The following is a 20,345-nucleotide window of genomic DNA, read 5'->3' as shown; positions in this document are numbered from 1 at the left end:
ATGCATCCGTTAGGGAGTCCCGGACGGGACTTGAAGAGCCTTGTGCTCCCTGATGTTGGCCGGTTGGTTCAGACGGGTGACGTGTGGGAGCCGTACCCGAGTGACCTGTCGGGTGAAGCCTGGGAGCTGCTCCGGCCGGTCATCACTGTGTGGAAGGCGAAGCATCCCTCGGTCAGCGGTCACGAGGGCCGGTACGCGATGCGGGAAATCGTCAACGTCTGTTCCACCAGACCGGCGACCGCCACAGCGAGGCCGCCGGACTGGCCTGCCTCGCCGAGACCCACCGCGCCGCCACCCACGCCGACGCCGCCCGCGAGCCCTGGACGCGGGCGCTGGAGATCACCCACGAGCTGGGCCTGCCCGATGCCGACCCGCTGCGCACCCGCATCCTCGGCCTCCTCGGCCGACCGAGAAGTCCCGACCGGGGAAGGTCGTTGTTCAGCCCGTACACCTCCCAGGTCCCGTCGTCGAAGTAGGGCGAGAGGACCGAGTTCAGCCACCCCACCGGGGAGTTGGCCGCCCGCAAGAACTCCGCGGCCCGAGGGGATGGCGTTGGGGCTCCAGGGAGGGGAGTCGGTCGAGGGTGGGCCGGATCGCCCGCTCGGCTGCTTCCGGGTAGGTGAATCCCTGGCCGTCTGCGACTTCCCTGGCCAGTTCGGCGAAGAGGTCCGCGGTCGCCCGTGCGGCCCGCAGCGAGTCCTCGGGGCCGAACGCGGCGAAGACGTCGTGCAGGCGCTCCCACACCCCAGGGGCCGCCCATGCGCGCATGCCGGTGCCCAGGTGCCATACATCGTGCCCGGGGCCGAAGCGGCCCTGGGCGTGCCACTCGATCATCGTCTGGAGCAGTTCCTTCGTGGTCCAGTCACGTGCCTTGACCACCCACAGCTCCCCGCGGGCCAGGTACCGTGGCAGATGGGCGATCTCATGCCAGAACTCCGCGCACAGCTCCTGGAATTCGTCCTCGCTGGGCATGTCCGGCTCCGGCGCCGACCCCTTGGCCGCAGGCAGCTTCCTGCCCCAGTCCCCGCGGTCCAGGAGCAGTTCGTAGCCGCGCTCGTGCAGCTCGTCCAGGCCGTTCTCGGCGAGGTCGTGCAACTGCTCCACGGACACCACCTGGAAGTCGGCCTTGAGGCCGTCGGCGAAGAACACCAGGTGTGCCGGGTTGTCCCACGGGCCCTCCAGACCGACGGCGACAGAGATTTCGCCCAACTCGCCCAGCCAGTCGGTGCCTTCCCGGTAGCGGTCGGGCTCGGTGGTGTACAGCTCGATGTCGTGGTCGGACAGGGCATCGACCTTGCCGTCGCGGCGAGCACGGGACCCGGTGCGCACCACAGCCTCGATGTCCGTACGATCCATGGCCCATTCCAGCAGACGTGCCACGAACGCCTCGTGCAGATCGCTCACTGCCCCTCCGTTCTGTTCTCCCTGCTGTTCATTCTCCCTGTTGTCCATGGCCCCTCGGAACTCCCGCTCGCGTGTCCGTAACTCGACGGCAGCGCCTGGAATGTGTCCGGCCATGGACAACTGGCTCCTCACTCGTGCGGGCTAACCAGCAACCGTTTGCTGTGTTTTTGACCTGGCGTGATGCCTAGCCTTGCCCGTGACGGCAGTGGTCAGCAGCGAGTGCGTGGCACGGTCTACGAGCCCGGGGGTGCGGTGGAGGTCAGGGACGTGCGTCACGCGTACGGTCGCCGTCAGGTCCTGCGGGGCCTGGACCTTGATCTGCGGCCTGGTGTGCTGGCCGGGATCGTCGGGGAGAACGGTGCGGGCAAGTCCACGCTGCTGAAGATTCTGTCCGGCGAGCTGCGCCCGCAGCATGGCACGGTCCGTCATGGAGGCAATTTCGGCTACTGCCCGCAGGACGTGGTGCTCAACGACGCTCTGACGATGCGTCAGCATCTGGAGTTCTTTCGCGTCGCGCGGGCGCTGCCCGATCTGCGGCATGCCGGGGAGGTCATGGAGGCGCTGCGGTTGTCGGCATACGCCACTGAGCGGGCCGGCCTGCTCAGTGGCGGGACCCGCCAGAAGCTGAACCTGACCCTGGCGCTGATGCGCGACCCGCAGGTGCTGCTCCTTGACGAGCCGTACCAGGGTTTCGACTGGGAGACCTACCAGCGCTTTTGGGACTTCGCTGCACAGCTGCGTGATGCGGGCCGTTCGATTCTTGTTGTCTCCCACCTGACCTACGATGCCGCGCGCCTTGACGAGCTGTGGCGGCTTCAGGGCGGCGCCCTGCACCCGGCAACGGCGGTAGCGGCGTGAGGCGACACCCGCGTCTGTTCGTCACAGCGGCCCGCTTCGACCTGGTGGAGCACGCCCGCAACAGGCTGGCGATGGTCCTGATCGCCCTGTTCATCCCCTCCTGGATCAGCCTGGCCTACGTCGTCATCCCCAGCAGCGCCCTGGCCTTCAGGCTGCGTGCGACGGGACGGCTCCTGACACCCGCCGGCAACCAGATCACGCAGATCACCGGTGCCATCAACGCCGTCACCCTAATCACCGGGTTCATGATGTTCGCCGTCACGTTCAACGGCGGGCGCTTCGACCGCCGTCTGGCCATGGCCGGCTACCCCCGCATCCATCTCGTCCTGGCCAAGACCACCTCTCTGACTCTGGCCTCCGGTGCCATCGCCGGCTATGCCACCGTGGTGATCTGCACTGCTTGGAGCCCGCGCCAGCCCGCGCAGCTCGCTGCGGCCCTGTTCTGCGGAGCGATGACCTACGGGGCGCTCGGTGTCGTCTTCGGCTCCCTGCTGCGCCGGGAGGTGGAGGGCATGTTCGCCCTGGTCATGACCAGCATCGTCGATGTCGGCCTGCAAAGCCCCCTGGCCAGCAGCGGCACCAAAAGCGCGGCCGTGCAGTTCCTGCCCACCTACGGCACCATGCAGGCCGCTACCGCCGCGGGCTTCACCCACAAATCCCTGCCCGGCGACCTGGCCATCCAGATCCTGTGGTTCACCGGCGCCGCGCTCCCTGCTCGCCTTTCACCGCCGCACCAAAGACGCCCTGACCACACGACCACTCTGGCGTATGCCTTGGCCGCGACAACCTGCGCGTCCTGCCCGGACCACGTCAACGCCTCTTTGAGCGACGCCCCGGTGCGACGGGTCACCAAGGCGCCCTACGAGAGACATCTCGCGCCCTCACCGCGGAGCGGGGGCCCGGCTCCGGTGGGAGCCGGTTGAGCAGAAAGGGTTCACGGATGTTGGTGAGGCGATGGCTGGACGCGGCGGGTATCACCGATCCCGTCCTTCGGCACTGCTACACGGTGTGCGTGCGGGAGTTGGCCGACGCCGACGGAGGGAGCGCTCGCTGGCAGGGCCTGCGCAGCGCTCCCTCAGCGGTTCGGCCTCATACGGCGGCACTGCTCGCACACGGGTACTGTGCCGATCTCCGCGCGGACCGCGGCCCGGTCGAAGACCGCCAGAGCCGCTTCACCCAGTTTGTCGAGGCCACCTGGGCAGCGTTCGCCGCCGGCGGCTCCCACGACCCCGTCCTGCACGCCACGGTCCACACCTACCAGGCTTTCGGCTTCCCGCTGTCGTTGGTCGAGGACATGTTCAGCGCGATGCAGCGCGACCTCGACTTTCGTGACTTCGCCACCTTCGAGGAACTGAGCCAGTGGTGCGCGCAGCTGGCCGCTGGATTGATGGCCATGGTCTACCGGGTGATGGGTGCCGCGTCCGGACCCGCGGACGAGCCGCTGGTGCGCGAGTTCTCCGTGACCTCCCAGCTGACGGATGTGCTGTGCGACCTGTCGGAAGACCTCGACGACGGGCGCCTCTACCTGCCGTTGGAGGACCTCGACCGGTTCAACGTGCGCGCCGAGGACATCAAGGCCAGACGCTGGACACCGGCTGTGGCCGACCTCATCGCCTTCGAGGCCGAGCGTGTCACCCGGCAACTGCACCAGACCGCTGAAGTGGACCACGGCCCCCTGAGCGCCCTCTGGCACGCCCACCGCGAGTACATGTCCCTGATCGTCGCCGCGGTGCTGGCCGCGGGCCAGGACGTGCTCCACCGACGGGTACAGCCGCCCCTGGGCACGCTGCTCAACGTGTGGCGCCCCTCATGCGCGCCGCGATCCCCCTGACCTGTGAAAGGACGCGCCATGTCTCTTGCCGACACCCCCGCCGGCGCCACATACATTCCACTCCTGGAGGCCGAGCTGCTGCGCTGGGTGGGCAGCGGCGACAGCCTGCTGGAACTGGCCTGCCTGGACGCGCTGTTCCCCCCGGGCAAACTCCTGCGCCCCGTCCTGTGCATGGAGTCGGCCAAAGCCGTCGGCGGCACCGCCGACCAGGTGCTGACCTTCGCGGCCGGGATCGAATGCCTGCACGTCGCCAGCCTCGTCCACGACGACATCATCGACCAGGACCCGGTACGCCGCGGGCGGGCTTCCACCGCCGAGCAGTTCGGCCTCGCCGAAGCCCTGGCAGCAGGCGACGGACTGTCGATGGCCGGAATCGCGGCCCTGCTCAGCGGCGGCCCCGCCGAGCGCGTGCTGCACGCAGCGCGGGTGACCATCGAGGCCCTGCGCCACATGTGCCAGGGCACCATGCGTGAAACGGAAATCCGCGGCGACCTGACCTGCGGAGTGCCGACCGTCCTGAACATCATGCAAGACAAAACCACCGCGCTGACCGGCGCCGCCTGCCAGGCCAGGGCGATCCTGGCCGGAGCAACCCCACAGCAGCACCAGCCCCTGCGCCAGTACGGAGAACAGCTCGGCATGGCCTTCCAGATCCGTGACGACCTGCTCCCCTACACCGCCGAGGACCAGGTCACCGGCAAGACAGCCACCAGCGACATCGCCAACCTCCAACCCACCCTGCCCGTCCTGCTCGCCCACGAAGCCGCCGACGAAGCCGACCGCAACCGCCTGGCCACCGCATTCCGCGGCGACACCGATCCCGTCACCGCACACCGAGACGCCCTCGCCGTCCTGACACGCACCGGCGCTCTCACCAAGGGCGCGTATGGCCTCCTCCTGCGCCGAACAGGCACGCGCCGAAATCGCCGGCCTGCCGGGCTCTGCACGGCTCGCCGAACTGGCCGCGTCAGCAGCCGACCGCCGGCGCTGACGGCCTCGAACGTGGCCCAGAATTCGGTCCCCGTCCGCCAGATGATCGCTGACCGGCAGCAAGCCGCCGTCCACGCTCTGGCGTCCGCGCCTTTCCCTCCTGCGCGCACAAGGGCACTGGCCGCGTTCGCCGATGCCCTGGCGATCCGGACGGCATGACCCCGGTCAGGGCCTTCCCACCGACGAGGGCGGGGCGGCCGGGCGATCGCGTGACCGCCGACCAGATCCGATGGGAGGCGCTTGATGATGCTGCCCGCCGGGGCCGAGCCGGCACGCCGGCCCATCTGGTCCCGCAGCAGACCCCGGTAACCACGACTGACCGCTGCCAACCGCGCCCTGTCGCTACAGGAGGACATCAGCCCGTGAACGAAGAACTGTTCGCCCGTTTGCTCGCCGCCGACGTGCCGGATCTGACCGTACAAATCAGCCCGCACGTGGACGCCATCGCATCCAGTGCCCATGGCTGGGCGCGTGAGGTGGGAATTGCCGAGGGCTACACCACACGCGCGATCCTCGACTACGCGACCTACGGCGGGCATACCTACCCGACCGCTGACCCAGACGATCTGCTACTGATCTCGCAATGGACGCTGCTGTTCTTCCTGTGGGACGACCACCTGGACAACCAGCCGGTGAGCGCCCTGCCCGCAGAGAGCCGCCAGCTTCTGGATGAACTGGATCGTCTCCTGGGCCCTGACAGACATCAAGCTCGCACCCTCGCCAAAAGATCACCCCACGCTCAGGCATTCTGCTCACTGTGGGACCTGTCGCTTCGTCAATGGTCGAGCATCGGATGGCGACGGCGGTTCCTGGCCGCCATGCGCCTGTATCAGGAGTGCCAGCAATGGGAGCTGCACAACCGGCGGCACGGCCTCATGCCCGACCCTCTCAGCTATCCCTTGATCAAGGGACACTCGTCGTTCAGCACGGTCGCCAGGACATTCCTGGAGCTACTGCTCCCGCAGCCGGCCCCCGACTCCCTCATGGACAGTCATGTACTGCGTGTGATGTCCGCAGCCGCCGGGGACGTCGCGGACCTGGCTGCCGACGTGGTGTCCTTCGACCCCACGGCCGGTGCGGATGACGCCAACATGCTGACCGTCCTGGAGAACGCGCTCGCCAGCACGCCGCAGCAGGCCCAGGATGTGCTGGTGGCCCTGTGGACGGCGCGCTTCCAACTAGTGGACCGCCTCCGCGACACCCTGCCCGGCCTGCTGACCGATACCGGGCACGGTCCCCAGAACATCACACAAGCCCTGACATGGGCCGACCTCCTCCTGCTCTGGCTGGGAGGCAACTACGGATGGGGAGCGACCACTGCCCGCTACGATGCCCGCGCCACCCGCCCCCACCGGCCATAATCTCAGTTGGGTGTGGCCTGAGCTTGACTCTGTCGGGGATCTTGGAGTTTTCCGGTGCGGTTGCGTGATCAACGGTCATGCTCGGGCTGTTCCAGTGACCGATGCAGTCGTCGAGGTGCCCGTTGTCCCTTCGCCCCCGTTCCGGTGAGCAAGTCCCCTCTCTGACCGCACAGATCGCGCGGGCGAGCAACCCAGGTGGCACCACGGCGATGTGGGTGAGAGACCGGCTGGATGGGCTGTGGCGCGATGAGGACTTCGCCGACTGGTACCCGCGGGACGGACGTCCGGGTCTCTCGCCTGCTCAGCTGGCCACTGTCAGTGTGCTGCAGTTCCTGCTCGGTCTCTCGGACCGGCAGGCTGCCGAGGCGGTCCGTTGCCGCATCGACTTCAAGTACGCGATGGCCATGGGGCTGGACGACCCCGGGTTCCATCACAGCGTGCTGGCCGATTTCCGCGATCGTCTTGCCGAAGGGGACCGTGCTGACTGCCTCCTCGACCTCGCGCTGGCCCGCCTCAAGGAGGCCGGCCTAGTGCACGAGCGCACCACTCAGCGCACCGATTCCACTCATGTCCTGGCCGCAGTGCGTGACCTGACCCGCCTGGAGCTGATCACCGAGGCGGTCCGCGCCGCCCTGGAAGAAGTCGCCAGCGTCTCCCCTCACCTGCTGGACGAGCTGGTTGATGAGGGCTGGGGGCTCCGCTACGGCCGGCCGGTCCGCCTGGGCAAGAACCCCACCAAGCCCAAGACCCGGATCTTCGCCACCGGGAACGACGCCCTCCGACTCCTGGAACACCTCTACCGGCACGGAGCGGACCGCACGTCCGGTCCCCGTATCCAGGCTCTGCGCCAGATCATGGTGCAGAACTACGACCGTGACACCGCGGGCCGCCTGCGCTGGCGCGCGGCCGAGAAGGAAGGCGGGCCCGGGCTGCCGCCCTCGTCCCGGGCCATCGTCTCTCCCTACGACACGTCGGCCCGCTACGCACGGCACGGACACATCATCAGCTGGAAGGGGTTCTCCGCACATCTGACCGAGACCTGTGCTCCCGACGGCCCCAACGTGATCACAGACGTGGTCACCACCGCGGCCACCACCCACGACAGTCAGGTCCTGCCCGGCATCCACACCCGTCTGGCCCGCCGCGGGCTGCTGCCCGCCGAGCACCTGGTCGACGCCGGCTACACCTCCCTGCCCCACCTGGAACAAGCCGCCCGCGAACACAAGGTCACCGTCTCCGGGCCGCTGAAGAGCAACCCCACCCGCCAGCACCGCCAAAACGAGGGCTTCGCCCGGGACGATTTCCACATCGACTACGACAACCAGCAGGTCACCTGTCCTCAAGGCCAGGTCAGCGCGGGCTGGCACGGCCCCTACCCGACCTCTTCGCCCACCGCGGCCCCACTGATCGTGGCACGGTTCACCAAGGGCCAGTGCCGCCCCTGCCCGGTTCGCACTCAGTGCACCAGCACGGCCGACAACGTCCGCACCGTGGGATTTCCCCCGCGAGAGCTCCGCGAGCTGCAACTTCGCGTCCGTACTGAACAGCAGACGCCCGAGTGGAAGGCCCGCTATGCGGTCCGCTCCGGAGTTGAGGGCACCGTCAACGAGTTCGCCCACGGACACGGCATGCGCCGGTGCCGCTACCGAAGTCAGTCAAAGGCCCACCTCCAGCACGTTCTGACGGCCATCGCCGTCAACATCGAGCGCCTCAGTGGACTGCCACCAACCGAGGAGGCCCCCAAGTCCCGTCGGCCTACCGCATTCCAGGACTACCTCGACCAGCGCGAGATCCCCCGGCCGAAGTCCTGGCGAACCCTGGGCACCTGACCTCGGTACCTCCAAGATCCCCGACAGAGTCAAGCTTACGCAGCCCGCCGGTCCAGTAGCCGGACGACCTGAGCCCTCCGGTCGTTCCTGCGCCAACTCCGGGCGGGGCACGCAATCGACTGGGTGACCAACAACCCCTCACCGCACGGCTGTCGGTAGAGGTGGTCCCGTGATCACCATTGCGAGGTGGCGTCGACCGGCTATGTGGGTGGGCAGATCAGACGTGGCAGTGCACGTTGACGAGCAGAGTGTCGGCGGGCAGCGCGATGAGATAGGACTGCACCCCCGGGTGTTCCATGCCGAAGTTCGGCTGGTGGACGCACTCGAGGGGACCGTGGCATGCGCTGTGCAGGGGAGCATCGCCAAGTTCGTACCACCATCCACTGAGCGTCAGCACGTTGCGCAGTGGCAGAAGGCTGAACTCGTAGGTCGCGACGTACTCCTCGCGGCTGCGCTGTCCGATTCCGACCGGATCCCAACCGAAAGAAAAGTGGTCCGCGATGTCGGGCCGGGCCAGCCCCGGCGCTACATCCACCCAGGCACGGACGGCCGGCTGCGCCCGGTAATCGGCGGCTTCCCGCGATGTCTCGTACGAGTCCCTGGCCCCTCCGGCGGCCAGGTGACAGTAGAAAAACACTGATTCGTCGTCCGGGGCCAGGTGGTGGGAAACCACCTCCTGCCAGCGATCCCACACCCGACCCGCGTGACCAGCGGCTTCCGCCCGCAGGACGTCGCGGAAGTCGATCAGCCCCCGCGGCCCTCCCGCGCACTCCCCGGGCACCGCGGGTTCCAACGAACCGTCCCAGCGGGGGCGATCAGCGACCAACCGCAGATCACCCTCATGACCCGCCAGCACCGGCAGACCCACGGAACCGCAGATCCGATAGCTGTCCCACACATCCCGCTCCACGGCGCCCACACCGTCACTGGCAAACGGCGCCATCGCTTCCGCGACCGCCTCGTCCACCCTTTTCGCAGCCGAACCGGGCAGGCATACGGTGATCGACATTCCAGCCATCCCGGGATCGTATGCACCAGGTTCACCACACGCCACCTCGTTGTCCGGTCGCGGGTCAGCGCAACGGGGCGCGCTCAAGGGCGTTCACAAGCTGGACGATGAGCGGCCGTACGACCTTCGCCGAGGGGAATACCGCATAACCGGAATGACGCTCCCTGCCAGTTGGTCTTGGAAAACTCCTCCGGCGGCCCGCCCGACGGGCTGGACCGGCGAGCGGATGAGCGTGTCAGCCTTCGTCTACAGCGACCTCGGTACATTCGTCGTTCGTTTGCCGCGGCTGCTTCTCCTGGCCCTGCGTGAGTACGAGGTTGTACCAGGTCCCGTTGTCGTTGCACAGGACCGTGAGGTTGTGGCTCTTTGCCAGCACCCACTTGGTTCCGTACCAGGAACCGAAGTAGTACCCCTTGCAGGAAAAGCTCGTGTTTCCGTTCTGAGAGAGAATCTGCGCCGCAGTGCCGGGGCAGCTCGCGGGTGCGGCGTGGGCGGCGCCTCCTACGGTGAGGGTGGTTCCGCCGGCGAGGGCGATGGTGGCGGCGGTCATGGCGATGGTGCGCCGGATCTTGCGCATGGAGGGTCTCCTCTTCAGGACGTTGGACGCCAGGATGGCGATCGATGATCGGGTACCAGTCCCCAGGGCGGGGATGCGCTGCGGCCAATGATTCGAACACTTGCACCTCCCCACCTGTAGGTGGGGAGGTACCTCTCTCTGCCTTCAATTCGGCGAGAGGGATCCAGTGGCGGCGAGCTTGACCAGACAGGCCTACGCGACAGGCGCACCAGCAAGCTGCCGAGATGGCCCGTGCATGTCGATCCGCCCGGCCTGGGTCAGCTCAGGTTGCAGTCCTGCCGGTGTGAGTACAGACCGGTGACACCGCCGCGAAGCTGCTCGCAGACGTAGAAGCGCTTACCTTCGAAGCTGAACCGGTACTCGATCGCCTCGCGCGCCTCCCAACCTGCGTTGTACTCAAAGTTGCCTGCGATACCCGTGTACTGGAAGCCGAGGAGACCCTGCGCACCCACATTGCGGTAGTCGTAGGTCGTGATCCTCGAGCCGTCGCTGCACCAGTTGAGGTTGAACCAGGTGTTGCCCTCAGCAATGGTGAAGTCGCTCCACGTGTCGTAGGCGAAGGCGGTCCAGCAGCCGCCGCCCTCACTTCTCATGGCCGCGAACGCGGGCTTCGCCGCCAGCCTGCCACTGGCGACGGCGGCCGAGACCTCCGCCGACGACATGCGGTTTCCTTGCTTTACCTCCGGGGCAGCCTTGTGGTCCTTGGCGGAAACAACCTTGCCCAGCACTGCCTTCTCTGCCCCGAGGTTCTCAGACGTGGGCTGCGCCACCGCGGTAGCGACGCTCCCGAGTGTGAGGCTCGCCATCAGCATCCCGGACACGGTCAAGGCCCGGGCCGCGCGCTTTGCAGTCCTCATCCGTACGCTCATGTCCAGCTCCTCTTCGTGGTTCTCTGATGCAATGCCATGTGCTTCATGCGCTTGCGCCGCATCCGTGGAATCGGCCGCCCGCACTCTCGTAGAGGCGAAGACAACACCCCTTGAGGACGACTCCGAGCACGTGCTTTCGTTGCCCTCCGCGAGCCAGGTTCGGCTGGCAGGTAAGTGCTTCGCCATGACGCCGACCCGACGTTCACCAGACGCTTGGGTTCAGCCGCTCGATAAGGCTTGGCGAGGCCAATCCGTGGGATCCGGGGGTATGAGCTGGGCGCCCCGTGCCGAAAGGGCGAGAGCGCTGCGCTCACGAAAACTCCTCAGTCGTTCAAGATGGGCGGCGGTATGTGCTCTCCTCGGCCGCCACCGCCGTCGCTACCGCTGCTGCATTGACCGAACGCTTCGTCCCTGTCCTCTGCGCTACGTCGCCGGCACGGCCAACCACCCCCGAGGAAACGCTATGTCCACGGGTCCTTTGGTCGTCCTAGATCCGTCCTAGTGGCAGGTCAGCCAGGGGGCAGCGCTGCCCCACACCCCGTCAAGCCGGTGTTCCATGTACCCATCGCTCCGCCGTCGGCGGGAGGCTTGCCCGCGTCAGAAGCGGCGCGAGAACCAGCGGCCGGCCTTCTGCTCGGGCGCGGCATGGTCCCGCTGCTCCTGGCGCGGCCCTGGCCTCCCGTTGACAGGCCCTGGCCCCCCAGGGCTGTACGAGCCACGCGGGCGGATACTCGCGGGCAGCCAGCATCTCGGCGCCCGTCATAGGCAGAACTGCGGCTGCCCGGCAGATACGGATGATTGGGACACGGCAGCACCCCGACGATCAACGATGAGCCGCTCCCCGTAGCCTCCCGGTCTGTGAAGTCCCTACGAACTCTCCTGACCCGCGGTAGACCTGCGCCGACCACGGGCGGAGCCGACCAGGCCACGGCGCTGGTGCTGCGAGGAATCAGCGAGCTCCTGCGTGCCGGCCGCGCCGAGGAAGCCGAGGCACAAGCGCGCACCTTCCAAGGTGCTGCGGGGCGCGCCTCGGGGCGGGGCGACCTGACGAACGTGACAGCCGCGATGCTCGCCGGGCGCGCTGTCCTTGCCCAGGGGCGCCCTGCGCAGGCCCTGTGCGAGCTGGATGGTCTGCTGGCCGAGCTGGCCGAACCGCCGAGCATGCGCCACTACGCCACGTCGCTTGCGGTCCGGGTGAACCGTGCACTGGCGCTGTGTCACCTGGAGCGGCCCAGCGAGGCCGAGACCGAGTGCCGGGACGTCCTGAACGCCCTGGCCCGCATCACCCAGCCCTCCGTGAAAGTGGAACTGGCTGCACTCCTCTGTCTGGTGCACGCCCTCAATGACCAGGGCCGCCACGAAGCGGCCGAGACCATTGCCCGCGGCACGCTGTCCCGTGCCGAGGGAGAGGCCGCCATGGCTCTGAGCTGCGGCCTGGTTCGCAGCCTCAACGGCCAGGGCCGCCACGAAGAAGCCCTCGCCGAGGCCCGCAAGCCTGCCCCCGAGCACGGCCGGGGCGGCGCCGGGGCCGTCGGCCTCGGCGCCGCCACCGCCCTGCACGGCCTGGGCCGCCGCACGGAAGCCGAAGCAGAAGCCCGCCAGGTACTCGCGGACTGCGAGCAGTTCCTGCCCCCAGGACACCGCCGAACCCAGCAAACCCGCGAACTACTCGCCCGCATAACCTCCGACAAACTCAACACGGAATGAGCCACACCGAACAAGGCATCGCACACCTCTCACACAACGGGCTTCACTACTCAGAGAGTTGCGTGATGGCCGCCTCACGGCCAGGGGCTATGTAGTAGTTGCCGCAATACCAAACCACGGGACGCCACCCTGGCCCCAGCACGGCGGCGGGACGGGAGTTACGGCCAAAGGCAGAGCAACCCTTCACAGAACGCGTGATTCAATGACCGCATGGTGGAGGACCGTACATTTCTGGGACCGCTGGAACTGACCGGCGGCCATTGGGGAGTCGGAGACGCCACACGCCCAAACACCCACTGGGTGGAGTTCCGCCCGGACGGGCTCTACCAGCACGAGCCGGACTCCGAGGGACAGTTGATCCCGTGGTCCAGGATCATGAATGGCATCGGGATCTCCTGGGGCAAGCACTCCTGGAACACGAACAGCAGAGGCATGTACACGCTGAGGGGAAGGGTCGCCACGCGAAACGGCGGCTGGATGCACACGACACTGCGCCACCCGTACGAGGACCACCAGCTGCGCTTCGACCAGCACGCGCGCCCGTACCGGGCGGTGGACGCCCTCCGGCTGGAGTCCCTGCTCCGGCAGCTCACCACTGAAGGAAAGCTACATCTCCTCGGCGACCCGGAATGGGTGGGCCGCGCCGCGGCATACCTGGCCGGCGGGAAGAACCGCTGGATTACCGGCCGTGCACTGCGGCAGGTGACCGCGGAGGCCCTGGCAGCAGCCGGCCCCCGGCAGCCGCTGACAGCCACCATCGACGCTGTCGGCGGACAGCAGGCCGCAAGACCGCCACCGCGGACCGGACACCGCCCCACTCCATCCATCGCCGGGCGTCGCGCCATCTGGGCGGGGGGGGGCGGCTCGACGGGCTTCTTACAACCCCTAGCGAAATGCCAGGTGGGGGCCTTGGTGGCTCGTGCATGATAGCGGGGCAGACGGGGGCTGGGAGGACTCATGGTTGGCGGTGGCGCAGTGGATCTGTTGCATCTGGTGGCGGGTGGTAGCCCTGAGCTGGGCAGTAGTGTCCGGCTGCGGGTGTTGGGGCGTCAGCGTCCCGGGGCGACGCCGTACAACGACTACCTCGATGCCGAGTTCACTGTCACCAGCAGCTTCGCCAACGGGCGTATTGAGCTGTACCTGTCGCCCGAGGACCTGGACGACTGGTCCACGGCTCTGAACGAACTTGCTGCCTATCGCGACATCAAGTGGAAGGCATCCAGCGGCTGCGAGTTCCAGATCGAGCTGGACCGGAGTTTCTCCGTACCCGTACCCATCGTCACCGTGACGGATAGCAACGAGTCCATCTCCTCGATTCGCCTCTGGCTGGATGCCGGACACGGTTGGATCGACGCACTGCACGAACAGCTCCGGCAAGTCCGTCTGGCCTGGCCGAACGAGGCAGTGACCAGGCCGCGTTCCCGTAGCTACTGGGATTGAACGGACAGCCGGCGCCAGCAGACGAGGATGGCGTCCCAGGGTGAGGGAAGCTTCGTGAATGTCGTCGCGGATCTCCCAGCGGATCCGCAGGCGGCGGAACCAGTGCAGATGGGCGAAGGCACGCTCCACGACCCAACGTTGAGCTCCCAGTCCAGAGCCATGCTCGGTCCCCCGGCGGGCGATCACCGGCTTCACCCCAAGTCCCCAAGCGAGTCGGCGGTACTTGTCGTGGTCGTAGCCGCGGTCACCAAGCACGAGGTCCGGGCGGCGCCGGGGCCGGCCGCGCTTGCCTCGCACCGGCGGAACGGCTTCGAGCATCGGGCTGAGCGAGGCGATCGAGCGCGAGATCCTCGCCGGATTCGAGATCGACGGCCTGGAGATCCGCGCCCCCTCCCCCGTCCTCGGCCTGTCCGAGGAGGCGCTGCGGGGCCGGCGCCTCGCGCTCCTGCAGACCGCCCTCCTGGAACACGCCGCCCGCCACAACCTCAAGACCGTGATGACGTTCCACCAACGGGTCGAGGAAGCCGAAGCGTTCGCGGCAAAGCTGCCCAAGACGGCCGCCGAGCTGTACAGCACCGAAGCATCCGACGAAGCCCTGACGAAAGCGGAGAGCCTGCCGAAGTCCTCGATCGACGCGAAGTTCTACGGCAGTTCGCAGGCGGCATCGACGCCAACAACCGGCGTGTACACCGGGCATTCCTCGCCTCCGTACGCGTGCTCGGGGAGGGCGTGGACATCACGGGCGAGCGGGGGGTGGACGCGATCTGCTTCGCCGACACCCGCGGCTTCCAAGTCGAAATCGTCCAGAGCATCGGCCGTGCCCTCCGGCCCAACAAGGACGGCTCCACCAAGGTCGCCAGGATCATCGTGCCCGTCTTCCTGGAGGCCAGCGAGGACCCAACCGACATGAGTCGCCTCCGCCAGCTTCAAACCCCTCGTAGCCGTACTCCAGCCTGCGCTCCCACGACGAGCGCCTGGTCGAACAGCTCGCCTCCCGCGCCCTCACCCACGGACAACGCAAAGTCCACATCCGGCGCGACGAGGACGGGCGGATCGTCGGCGCCGAAGGCGAGGGCGACGGCGAGGACCAGGAGGACGGCGCCGACACGGCAGCCGAGTCGACGCTGCTGCACTTCTCCAGCCCGCGCGACGCCGCGACCATCGCGGCATTCCTGCGCACCCGCGGCTACCGGCCCGAATCACTGGTGTGGCTGGAGGGCTACCGAGCCTTCATCCTCTGGCGGAAGCAGAACGAGATCACCGGCCTCTACGCCGTCCCGTACGACACCGAGACCGAGGTCGGCGTCACCAAGGACTTGCCCCTCGGGCGGTGGGTGCACCAGCAACGCAAAGCCCTACGAACCGGGGAACTCGAAGAACGACGCAAGACCCTGCTCGACGCCCCGGAAGCCGGAATGGTCTGGGAACCGGGCGAAGAGGCGTGGCAGAGCAAGCTCGCCACGCTCCGCTCCTACCGGCGCGCCACCGGCCACCTCGCACCCCGACAGGACGCCGTCTGGGGCGAAGGCGAAGCGATGGTGCCCATCGGGCAACACCTGGCCAACCTCCGGAGCAAGGGCGAGAAGAACGGCCTGGGCAAGGACCCGGAGCGGGCAGCGGAGCGCGCGGCGCGACTGACGGCGATCGACCCGGACTGGGACTGCCCGTGGCCCTGGACTGACAGCGCCACCACCGCGTCCTCGCCGACCTGGTCAACACCGACGGCCACCTGCCCGACATCGCACCCGGCGTCCTCATGGACGGCGACGACCTCGGCACATGGCTGGCACAGCAGAAACAGCCAGCCACCTGGGCGCAACTCTCCACCGAGTAACAGGAACGGCTAACCCTGCTGGGCATCAAGCCAGTTGAGACGCCGTCTCCCGCCCCGGCGGCCGGCCGTGCGGCGAAGGGGCCCGAGCAAGGTCACAACAGGCGTTCCAGCGGGGCCTGGCGGCCCTCGCCCAATGGGTGGAGCGGGAAGGCGCCCACCGGCCGATACCACGCGGCCACAGCGAGACCATCACTGTCGACGACAGGACGGACCCGGTGGCCGTGAAGCTGGGCGCATGGATCTCCAACACCAACACGAGGCGGGACAAGCTCACCACGAGCAATTGGATGCGCTGCGGAGGCTGGGAATTGAATGGGCGTGACACGGCGTACGGCCGGTCGTTGAACCTGGCGGTCAGGTGAAGTACACGAAGCCTCAGGCGGCATCGCCTGGGGCTTCGTGCTGCCGCCAGGCAGGTGTGTCCGCCAGTCGTCGGCGGCGGTTCCGCACGAGAGGCGCTCCTCGTCCTCAGTCACTGATCGTTTCAGAATGAGGCTGCCCTCTGGCACCCGTGTCCTCCAGGTGCGGTCCGACGCCGTCAGCTGTCTGCGGCACGTCTCTTCGCTGTCAGGGGGGCGGCCACCCGGCGCACTCACCGTGGCCCAGAACCTCAGCACAACACGCTCGGGTGGTTTACCCGGCGCACCCGTCCGACGGTCACATGCCCTCACCTAGCTTCATTCCGTAGTCACATGACTGCGAAGAGTGAATGGAGACTGTGGATGCGTTCGACGTCTATGGGCCGACTGGCAGCCCTCGCCTCGACGGCTCTGCGGGTCCGTCCTGGGAGAGCCGTGCGGCGGCCCGGCTCCCACCTGCGAACGGGCGCACTGACCGTGGGACTCACGCTGGCGATGTCCGCGCTTGTGCCTTCGGGCTCCGCCGGTGCGGCTGATCAGTATCAGTGGGCCGCACTGGGTGACTCGTACACCGCCGGCGGGTTCGTCGGGACCCCGCAGCCCGCGCTGGGTGATGCGTCGCGGGACGGCTGTGACCGCACCACCGACGCCTACCCCGGCGTGGTCGAGCGGGAACTCGACGAGTTCCCGCCGGGCAAGCCCGTCCACCTGACCAACGTCAGCTGCGGCAACGCCACCATCGCCGACATCGCCGACGCCAAGCAGACGCCGATCAGCCCGGTCCAGCCCCCGGCCGGAGGCTGGACCGCAGTCGACCCGCAGATCAAGCGGGCCAAGCTCAACGACAAGACCGACGTCGTCACCATCGGCGTCGGCGGCAACAGCCTGCCCTTCGGCGGCATGCTCCTCAAGTGCCTCGAACTGGGCGCGACGCCCGGCAAGTCCTGCCGCGAGCACTACACCAACCCGCCCGCAGGGGAGGAGAGCGTCCAGGACAAGCTCGCCCGGGTCCAGGACGAGTACATCGCCATGCTGGCCAAGGTGCACGAGGCCGCACCCAACGCCAAGGTGATCACCGTCGGCTACCCGGCCGTCCTGCCGCAGGAAGGCAGTGCCTGCAACCGCCTCGCCCTCACCGAGTTGAGCTCGATCAAGCACGCCGACGTCGACTGGCTCCGTGACAACGTCCTCAAGCCGCTGAACAGCACGATCCAGCGGGTTACGTCGTTCTTCGGCGACCGCTACGTCGACGTCTACTCCTCCAGCGTGGGCCACGACGCCTGCCAGCCCGCCGGCACCAAGTGGGTCGAGGGAATCTGCGGCGACGCCGCGGACTACTGGCCCGCCAAACTCCCCGGCACCCCGCTGAACTGCGGTCTCATCCGCAAGCGCGTCACCCTGGTCCACCCCAACGCCCAAGGCCACGCCAACACCGCCGCCCACGTCGAACGAGCCATCCGCATCGCCCTCCTCGACCACTGACCAGCAGGCCGAGCCCGACGCCAGAGCGACGGCGCCCGCACGGAAACGCGGCTCGGAATGCCTGGCCGGGCCAGCCCAGGGAACGTTGTGGCTACTGCGGGAGAGCGCGAGTGCGGGCCTGTTGTGACAGGCGGCGCCAGCAGATGAACGCACCTCCCAGGGTGAGGAATTAGGCTTCGTGGATGTCGTCGCGGATCTCCCAGCGGATCCGTAGGCGGCGGAACCAGTGCAGGTGAGCGAAGACGCGCTCAACCACCCAGCGCACCTTGCCCAGTCCGGAGCCGCGAGCGACGCCGCAGCGGGCGATCACGGGCTTGATGCCGCGTTTCCACAGCAGGCGGCGGTACTTGTCGAAGTCGTAGCCCCGGTCGGCGTACAGCCGCCGGGGTCTGCGGCGAGGGCGGCCCCGCAGGCCCCGGATCGGCGGGACCGCATCCAGCAAGGGCAGGAGCTGGGTGACGTCGTGCCGGTTGCCGCCGGTGAGCGGTGTCCCGTGACGGTCGACGATCAAGTGGTGCTTGGAGCCGGGACGGGCCCGGTCGACAGGCGAAGGGCCGACATGATTCCCCCCTCCGGAGAGTACGTACGTGCGAGCCGTCTACGGCGCTGTCATCCGCGCAGCAGGCCCCCTGGAGGAGTTCGGCTTCACCTCCTCCTCCAAAGCTCCCCGCCACCCAGATCCGAGACCTCGAAGCCCGGTTCACTGCCGGGAGCGCGGGCTTGGCGGATGTCCGGCCTGGTCGGCTATGGCCGCGATGACGGCGCGGGCCCAGTCGGAGGGTGGTGCCGCGTCGAGCAGGCGGATCAGGTTGGCCGTGTTTGCCCTGCGGTGAGATGGGGGCATGGTCAGCGCGGTGTGCAAGGCATCTACGAGGTCTTGCGGGTGACAGGGGTCGGTGAGCACTGCCGCGTTCCCGAGCCGCTGGGCGACACCAGTATGCCGAGAGAGGACGAGGATGCCAGCGTGTCCGGAGGCGGCTTGAGCGGTGAGGTATTCCTGGACGGTGAGGTTCATCCCGTCGGCCAGGGACGTCACCCAGAAGACATCGGCTGCCAGGTAGTGGTCCATGACCTCGGTGAAGGGGAGCGATCGCGGGATGTATTCCACTGGCTGCCATTCACCGGCGCTCCAGCGGGCGTTAAGTGTGGTGATGGCTTGTTCGAGTTCGACGCGGGTTGTCTCGTAGGAGCGGATTCCGGGCTCGGGTGGCGGACACACGAGCCGAAAGCGCAGTCGTCCGCGCAGTTCTGGTTGTCGGTCAAGCAGGGTCGCGAGGGCGCGGATCTTGTGGAAGGGGGCCAGGGCCGGTTTCTCTTCTTCTTCGGCAGCAGCGGTGATCTGGACTTCGCTCGGATGCTGATGGACCGCAGCGGATTGCGGCGCACGGTGGTGGACCGGCTGGAGCGCGAGCGCGACGGCCGACTGGTGGAATACGTGGCCTACCGACTGAACGGGTGACGCCCGTGTCGTATCAGCGCGCGAAGGACGCGGTGCTCGTCGACGGGGCCTACTCGGTCGACCTGGTCCTCACGGATCTGCGCGGTCCAGTGCGTGCGGGGACCGAGGTGTGGGCCAGCGGACTGGACATGGTGCCCGGCGGGGCGTTCACCTTGGCGATGGGGTTGCGCCGGTTGGGCCGCCAGGCGCTGTGGGCAGCCGACTTCGGCACGGACGTCTTCAGCCGTGAGGTTCTGGCGACAGCGCGCCGGGCACCTGACGATGTTCCCCAAGAGCCGCTGGGCCCAGTACACGCTCACCCAGCTCAACGCGATCGAGTCCAACCTCGACCTGCGCGACCAGTACGAGTAGCCCTACCCCGAGGCGGCCGCCGTGCTGGAAGGCGATGAAGGAGCCACCGGGCCCGGCGCGGCGGCCGCCCACACTCTGCCTGGCCGGGCCCGGCACTCTTGCCATGCGCCGACGCCACTACCCCTCCGACACCACCGACGCCGAATGGTCTCTCCTGGAACCGCTGCTGCCGCCGGCCGCCCACGACACCGGGCGCGGCCGGCCGGAGAAACACCCGAGGCGGGAGGTCGTCGACGGGATCCGCTATCTGGTTGACAACGGGATCAAGTGGCGGGCGATGCCGGCCGACTTCCCGCCCTGGCGCACGATCTACGGCTTCCACCAGTGGTGGGCCGCCTCCGGGGCGGTCGCCCGGATCCGGGACCAGCTCAGGCACCGTGTCCGCGTCCGCGCGGGCCGCAGCCCGCGCGCGGTGACCGCGATCCTCGATTCCCAATCGGTCAAGGCCGCTGAGACCGTCGCCAAAGCCAGCCGCGGCTTCGACGGCGGGAAACTGATCAACGGGCGCAAGCGCCGCCTCGCGGTCGGCAGCCGGGGGCTTCTGCTGACCGTCATGGTCACTCCTGCCAGCCCGCACGACAGTGTTCCGGCCCGCGACTTCCTCCTCCGCCTCATGCACCCCCAACTCACCATGATCTGGGGCGACTCGGCCTACGGAGGCACACTTATCGACTGGGCGAAGTCCTTCCTGCACCTCACCGTGAAGGTCGTCTCCAAGCCGAAGGGACAGAAGGGGTTCAAGGTGCTGCCAAGGAGGTGGCGAGTTGAGCGGACGATCAGCTGGTGATGACGATTCCTGGAAACGGGTCTGGTCGAAATCTCGGGACGGTCACGATCGCCGCCCGTAGCGATCACGGATCAGAACGGGAATGCCCTGGTCATGCGGGAATTGTCCAGGCTGGAGCAGGCGCTCTTTCCGAAGGTGCCCGGGTTGGTGCTCGACCGGCTCACCGAGATGGATGGGCTGGTAGTTGCCGAAGTCCAC

At 67.9% G+C, this 20,345-nt stretch carries 19 protein-coding genes and 5 pseudogenes; 16 read left to right on the top strand and 8 right to left on the bottom strand.

What is annotated here, in order from left to right; translation table 11 throughout:
- The first annotated feature begins 149 nt into the window (after positions 1-149).
- Positions 150-476, top strand: coding sequence for a hypothetical protein (locus ADK54_RS34730; protein WP_053729775.1), 327 nt, complete (start codon positions 150-152; stop codon positions 474-476).
- Positions 477-492: 16 nt separating this feature from the next.
- Here ADK54_RS34730 and ADK54_RS34725 read toward each other — a convergent pair whose 3' ends face one another.
- Positions 493-1,404, bottom strand: coding sequence for an aminoglycoside 6-adenylyltransferase (locus ADK54_RS34725; RefSeq protein ID WP_063802116.1), 912 nt, complete (start codon positions 1,402-1,404; stop codon positions 493-495).
- A gap of 252 nt (positions 1,405-1,656) precedes the next feature.
- On the opposite strand from ADK54_RS34725, the gene ADK54_RS34720 reads away from it, so the two are divergent.
- The 6 genes and pseudogenes from ADK54_RS34720 (at position 1,657) to ADK54_RS34695 (ending at position 8,273) form a co-directional block, all read left to right on the top strand.
- Positions 1,657-2,262: an ABC transporter ATP-binding protein gene (locus tag ADK54_RS34720; RefSeq protein WP_053729803.1), complete on the top strand. Its 606-nt coding sequence runs from the start codon at positions 1,657-1,659 to the stop codon at positions 2,260-2,262.
- A pseudogene (locus tag ADK54_RS34715) lies at positions 2,259-3,087 on the top strand (ABC transporter permease). Before ADK54_RS34720 ends, ADK54_RS34715 begins: the two are co-directional and overlap by 4 nt.
- 115 nt (positions 3,088-3,202) lie before the next feature.
- Positions 3,203-4,093: a phytoene/squalene synthase family protein gene (locus ADK54_RS34710; protein ID WP_053729774.1), complete on the top strand. Its 891-nt coding sequence runs from the start codon at positions 3,203-3,205 to the stop codon at positions 4,091-4,093.
- A gap of 18 nt (positions 4,094-4,111) precedes the next feature.
- Positions 4,112-5,242: a polyprenyl synthetase family protein gene (locus tag ADK54_RS34705; RefSeq protein ID WP_234392337.1), complete on the top strand. Its 1,131-nt coding sequence runs from the start codon at positions 4,112-4,114 to the stop codon at positions 5,240-5,242.
- 203 nt (positions 5,243-5,445) lie between these two features.
- Positions 5,446-6,444 (top strand): terpene synthase family protein, encoded by a 999-nt coding sequence (locus tag ADK54_RS34700; RefSeq protein ID WP_053729773.1) that lies wholly within the window; start codon positions 5,446-5,448, stop codon positions 6,442-6,444.
- A 209-nt stretch (positions 6,445-6,653) separates the two neighbouring features.
- Positions 6,654-8,273, top strand: coding sequence for an IS1182 family transposase (locus tag ADK54_RS34695; protein ID WP_234392336.1), 1,620 nt, complete (start codon positions 6,654-6,656; stop codon positions 8,271-8,273).
- Positions 8,274-8,490: 217 nt separating this feature from the next.
- Here the strand turns inward: ADK54_RS34695 and ADK54_RS34690 are convergent, their stop codons facing one another.
- From ADK54_RS34690 to ADK54_RS34680, 3 genes are all read right to left on the bottom strand, one after another.
- Entirely contained in the window at positions 8,491-9,282 is a 792-nt protein-coding gene (locus ADK54_RS34690) for a hypothetical protein (protein WP_053729772.1), read from the bottom strand.
- A 235-nt stretch (positions 9,283-9,517) separates the two neighbouring features.
- Positions 9,518-9,859, bottom strand: a complete 342-nt coding sequence (locus tag ADK54_RS34685) for a hypothetical protein (RefSeq protein WP_053729771.1) — start codon at positions 9,857-9,859, stop codon at positions 9,518-9,520.
- 257 nt (positions 9,860-10,116) lie between these two features.
- A complete protein-coding gene (locus ADK54_RS34680) occupies positions 10,117-10,728 on the bottom strand; it encodes a hypothetical protein (RefSeq protein ID WP_159047993.1) in 612 nt (203 codons plus the stop codon).
- An 858-nt stretch (positions 10,729-11,586) separates the two neighbouring features.
- On the opposite strand from ADK54_RS34680, the gene ADK54_RS45320 reads away from it, so the two are divergent.
- The 3 genes and pseudogenes from ADK54_RS45320 (at position 11,587) to ADK54_RS34665 (ending at position 13,875) form a co-directional block, all read left to right on the top strand.
- Positions 11,587-12,435 carry a hypothetical protein gene (locus ADK54_RS45320; protein WP_159047992.1) on the top strand — a complete coding sequence of 283 codons (849 nt, stop codon included), beginning with the start codon at positions 11,587-11,589 and terminating at the stop codon, positions 12,433-12,435.
- A gap of 210 nt (positions 12,436-12,645) precedes the next feature.
- Positions 12,646-13,170, top strand: a pseudogene (locus ADK54_RS44120) (hypothetical protein); the annotation flags it as partial.
- A 240-nt stretch (positions 13,171-13,410) separates the two neighbouring features.
- Positions 13,411-13,875 (top strand): DUF5959 family protein, encoded by a 465-nt coding sequence (locus tag ADK54_RS34665; RefSeq protein WP_159047991.1) that lies wholly within the window; start codon positions 13,411-13,413, stop codon positions 13,873-13,875.
- A gap of 57 nt (positions 13,876-13,932) precedes the next feature.
- Here ADK54_RS34665 and ADK54_RS47935 read toward each other — a convergent pair.
- Positions 13,933-14,193, bottom strand: a pseudogene (locus ADK54_RS47935) (transposase); the annotation flags it as partial.
- Between ADK54_RS47935 and ADK54_RS48980 the strand changes: the two are divergent.
- Positions 14,162-14,785 carry a hypothetical protein gene (locus ADK54_RS48980; protein WP_420717459.1) on the top strand — a complete coding sequence of 208 codons (624 nt, stop codon included), beginning with the start codon at positions 14,162-14,164 and terminating at the stop codon, positions 14,783-14,785. The pseudogene ADK54_RS47935 and the gene ADK54_RS48980 overlap by 32 nt on opposite strands.
- 16 nt (positions 14,786-14,801) lie before the next feature.
- On the opposite strand, the gene ADK54_RS48975 is transcribed toward ADK54_RS48980, so the two are convergent.
- A complete protein-coding gene (locus ADK54_RS48975; RefSeq protein ID WP_420717458.1) occupies positions 14,802-15,008 on the bottom strand; it encodes a hypothetical protein in 207 nt (68 codons plus the stop codon).
- A gap of 72 nt (positions 15,009-15,080) precedes the next feature.
- Here ADK54_RS48975 and ADK54_RS48970 point away from each other — a divergent pair, with 72 nt between their 5' ends.
- A complete protein-coding gene (locus tag ADK54_RS48970; RefSeq protein ID WP_420717457.1) occupies positions 15,081-15,722 on the top strand; it encodes a helicase associated domain-containing protein in 642 nt (213 codons plus the stop codon).
- A 709-nt stretch (positions 15,723-16,431) separates the two neighbouring features.
- On the top strand, positions 16,432-17,550 hold the full coding sequence (locus ADK54_RS34650) for an SGNH/GDSL hydrolase family protein (protein ID WP_234392335.1): 1,119 nt from the start codon (positions 16,432-16,434) through the stop codon (positions 17,548-17,550).
- Positions 17,551-17,719: 169 nt separating this feature from the next.
- Here ADK54_RS34650 and ADK54_RS34645 read toward each other — a convergent pair.
- Together ADK54_RS34645 and ADK54_RS44110 are read right to left on the bottom strand one after the other, a co-directional pair.
- A pseudogene (locus tag ADK54_RS34645) lies at positions 17,720-18,158 on the bottom strand (transposase); the annotation flags it as partial.
- Positions 18,159-18,250: 92 nt separating this feature from the next.
- Positions 18,251-18,784, bottom strand: a complete 534-nt coding sequence (locus ADK54_RS44110; protein WP_234392338.1) for a trehalose-6-phosphate synthase — start codon at positions 18,782-18,784, stop codon at positions 18,251-18,253.
- Between ADK54_RS44110 and ADK54_RS47930 the strand changes: the two genes are divergently transcribed.
- The 3 genes and pseudogenes from ADK54_RS47930 to ADK54_RS34630 all read left to right on the top strand — a co-directional run.
- The gene (locus tag ADK54_RS47930) at positions 18,707-19,009 is read left to right on the top strand and encodes a hypothetical protein (RefSeq protein ID WP_053729763.1); all 303 of its coding nucleotides are present in this window, start codon (positions 18,707-18,709) and stop codon (positions 19,007-19,009) included. The two genes, ADK54_RS44110 and ADK54_RS47930, sit on opposite strands and share 78 nt — an antisense overlap.
- 225 nt (positions 19,010-19,234) lie before the next feature.
- Positions 19,235-19,360: a hypothetical protein gene (locus ADK54_RS48395; protein WP_267887063.1), complete on the top strand. Its 126-nt coding sequence runs from the start codon at positions 19,235-19,237 to the stop codon at positions 19,358-19,360.
- A 103-nt stretch (positions 19,361-19,463) separates the two neighbouring features.
- A pseudogene (locus tag ADK54_RS34630) lies at positions 19,464-20,144 on the top strand (IS5 family transposase); the annotation flags it as partial.
- Positions 20,145-20,345: the final 201 nt, after the last annotated feature.

Origin of the sequence: Streptomyces sp. WM6378, assembly GCF_001279695.1 — a bacterium.
In the GTDB taxonomy this organism is placed as follows: domain Bacteria; phylum Actinomycetota; class Actinomycetes; order Streptomycetales; family Streptomycetaceae; genus Streptomyces.
The sequence above is the reverse complement of the archived record's forward strand: the minus strand, read 5'-3'. Positions and strand labels throughout refer to the sequence as shown.

Bases quoted from the DNA above. Each gene is read 5' to 3' on its own strand.
- ADK54_RS34710 (WP_053729774.1), top strand. From the start codon at position 3,203: ATGTTGGTGAGGCGATGGCTGGACGCGGCGGGTATCACCGATCCCGTC.
- ADK54_RS34705 (WP_234392337.1), top strand. From the start codon at position 4,112: ATGTCTCTTGCCGACACCCCCGCCGGCGCCACATACATTCCACTCCTG.
- ADK54_RS34695 (WP_234392336.1), top strand. From the start codon at position 6,654: ATGTGGGTGAGAGACCGGCTGGATGGGCTGTGGCGCGATGAGGACTTC.
- ADK54_RS34690 (WP_053729772.1), bottom strand. From the start codon at position 9,282: ATGTCGATCACCGTATGCCTGCCCGGTTCGGCTGCGAAAAGGGTGGAC.
- ADK54_RS34685 (WP_053729771.1), bottom strand. From the start codon at position 9,859: ATGCGCAAGATCCGGCGCACCATCGCCATGACCGCCGCCACCATCGCC.
- ADK54_RS34680 (WP_159047993.1), bottom strand. From the start codon at position 10,728: ATGAGCGTACGGATGAGGACTGCAAAGCGCGCGGCCCGGGCCTTGACC.
- ADK54_RS34650 (WP_234392335.1), top strand. From the start codon at position 16,432: ATGCGTTCGACGTCTATGGGCCGACTGGCAGCCCTCGCCTCGACGGCT.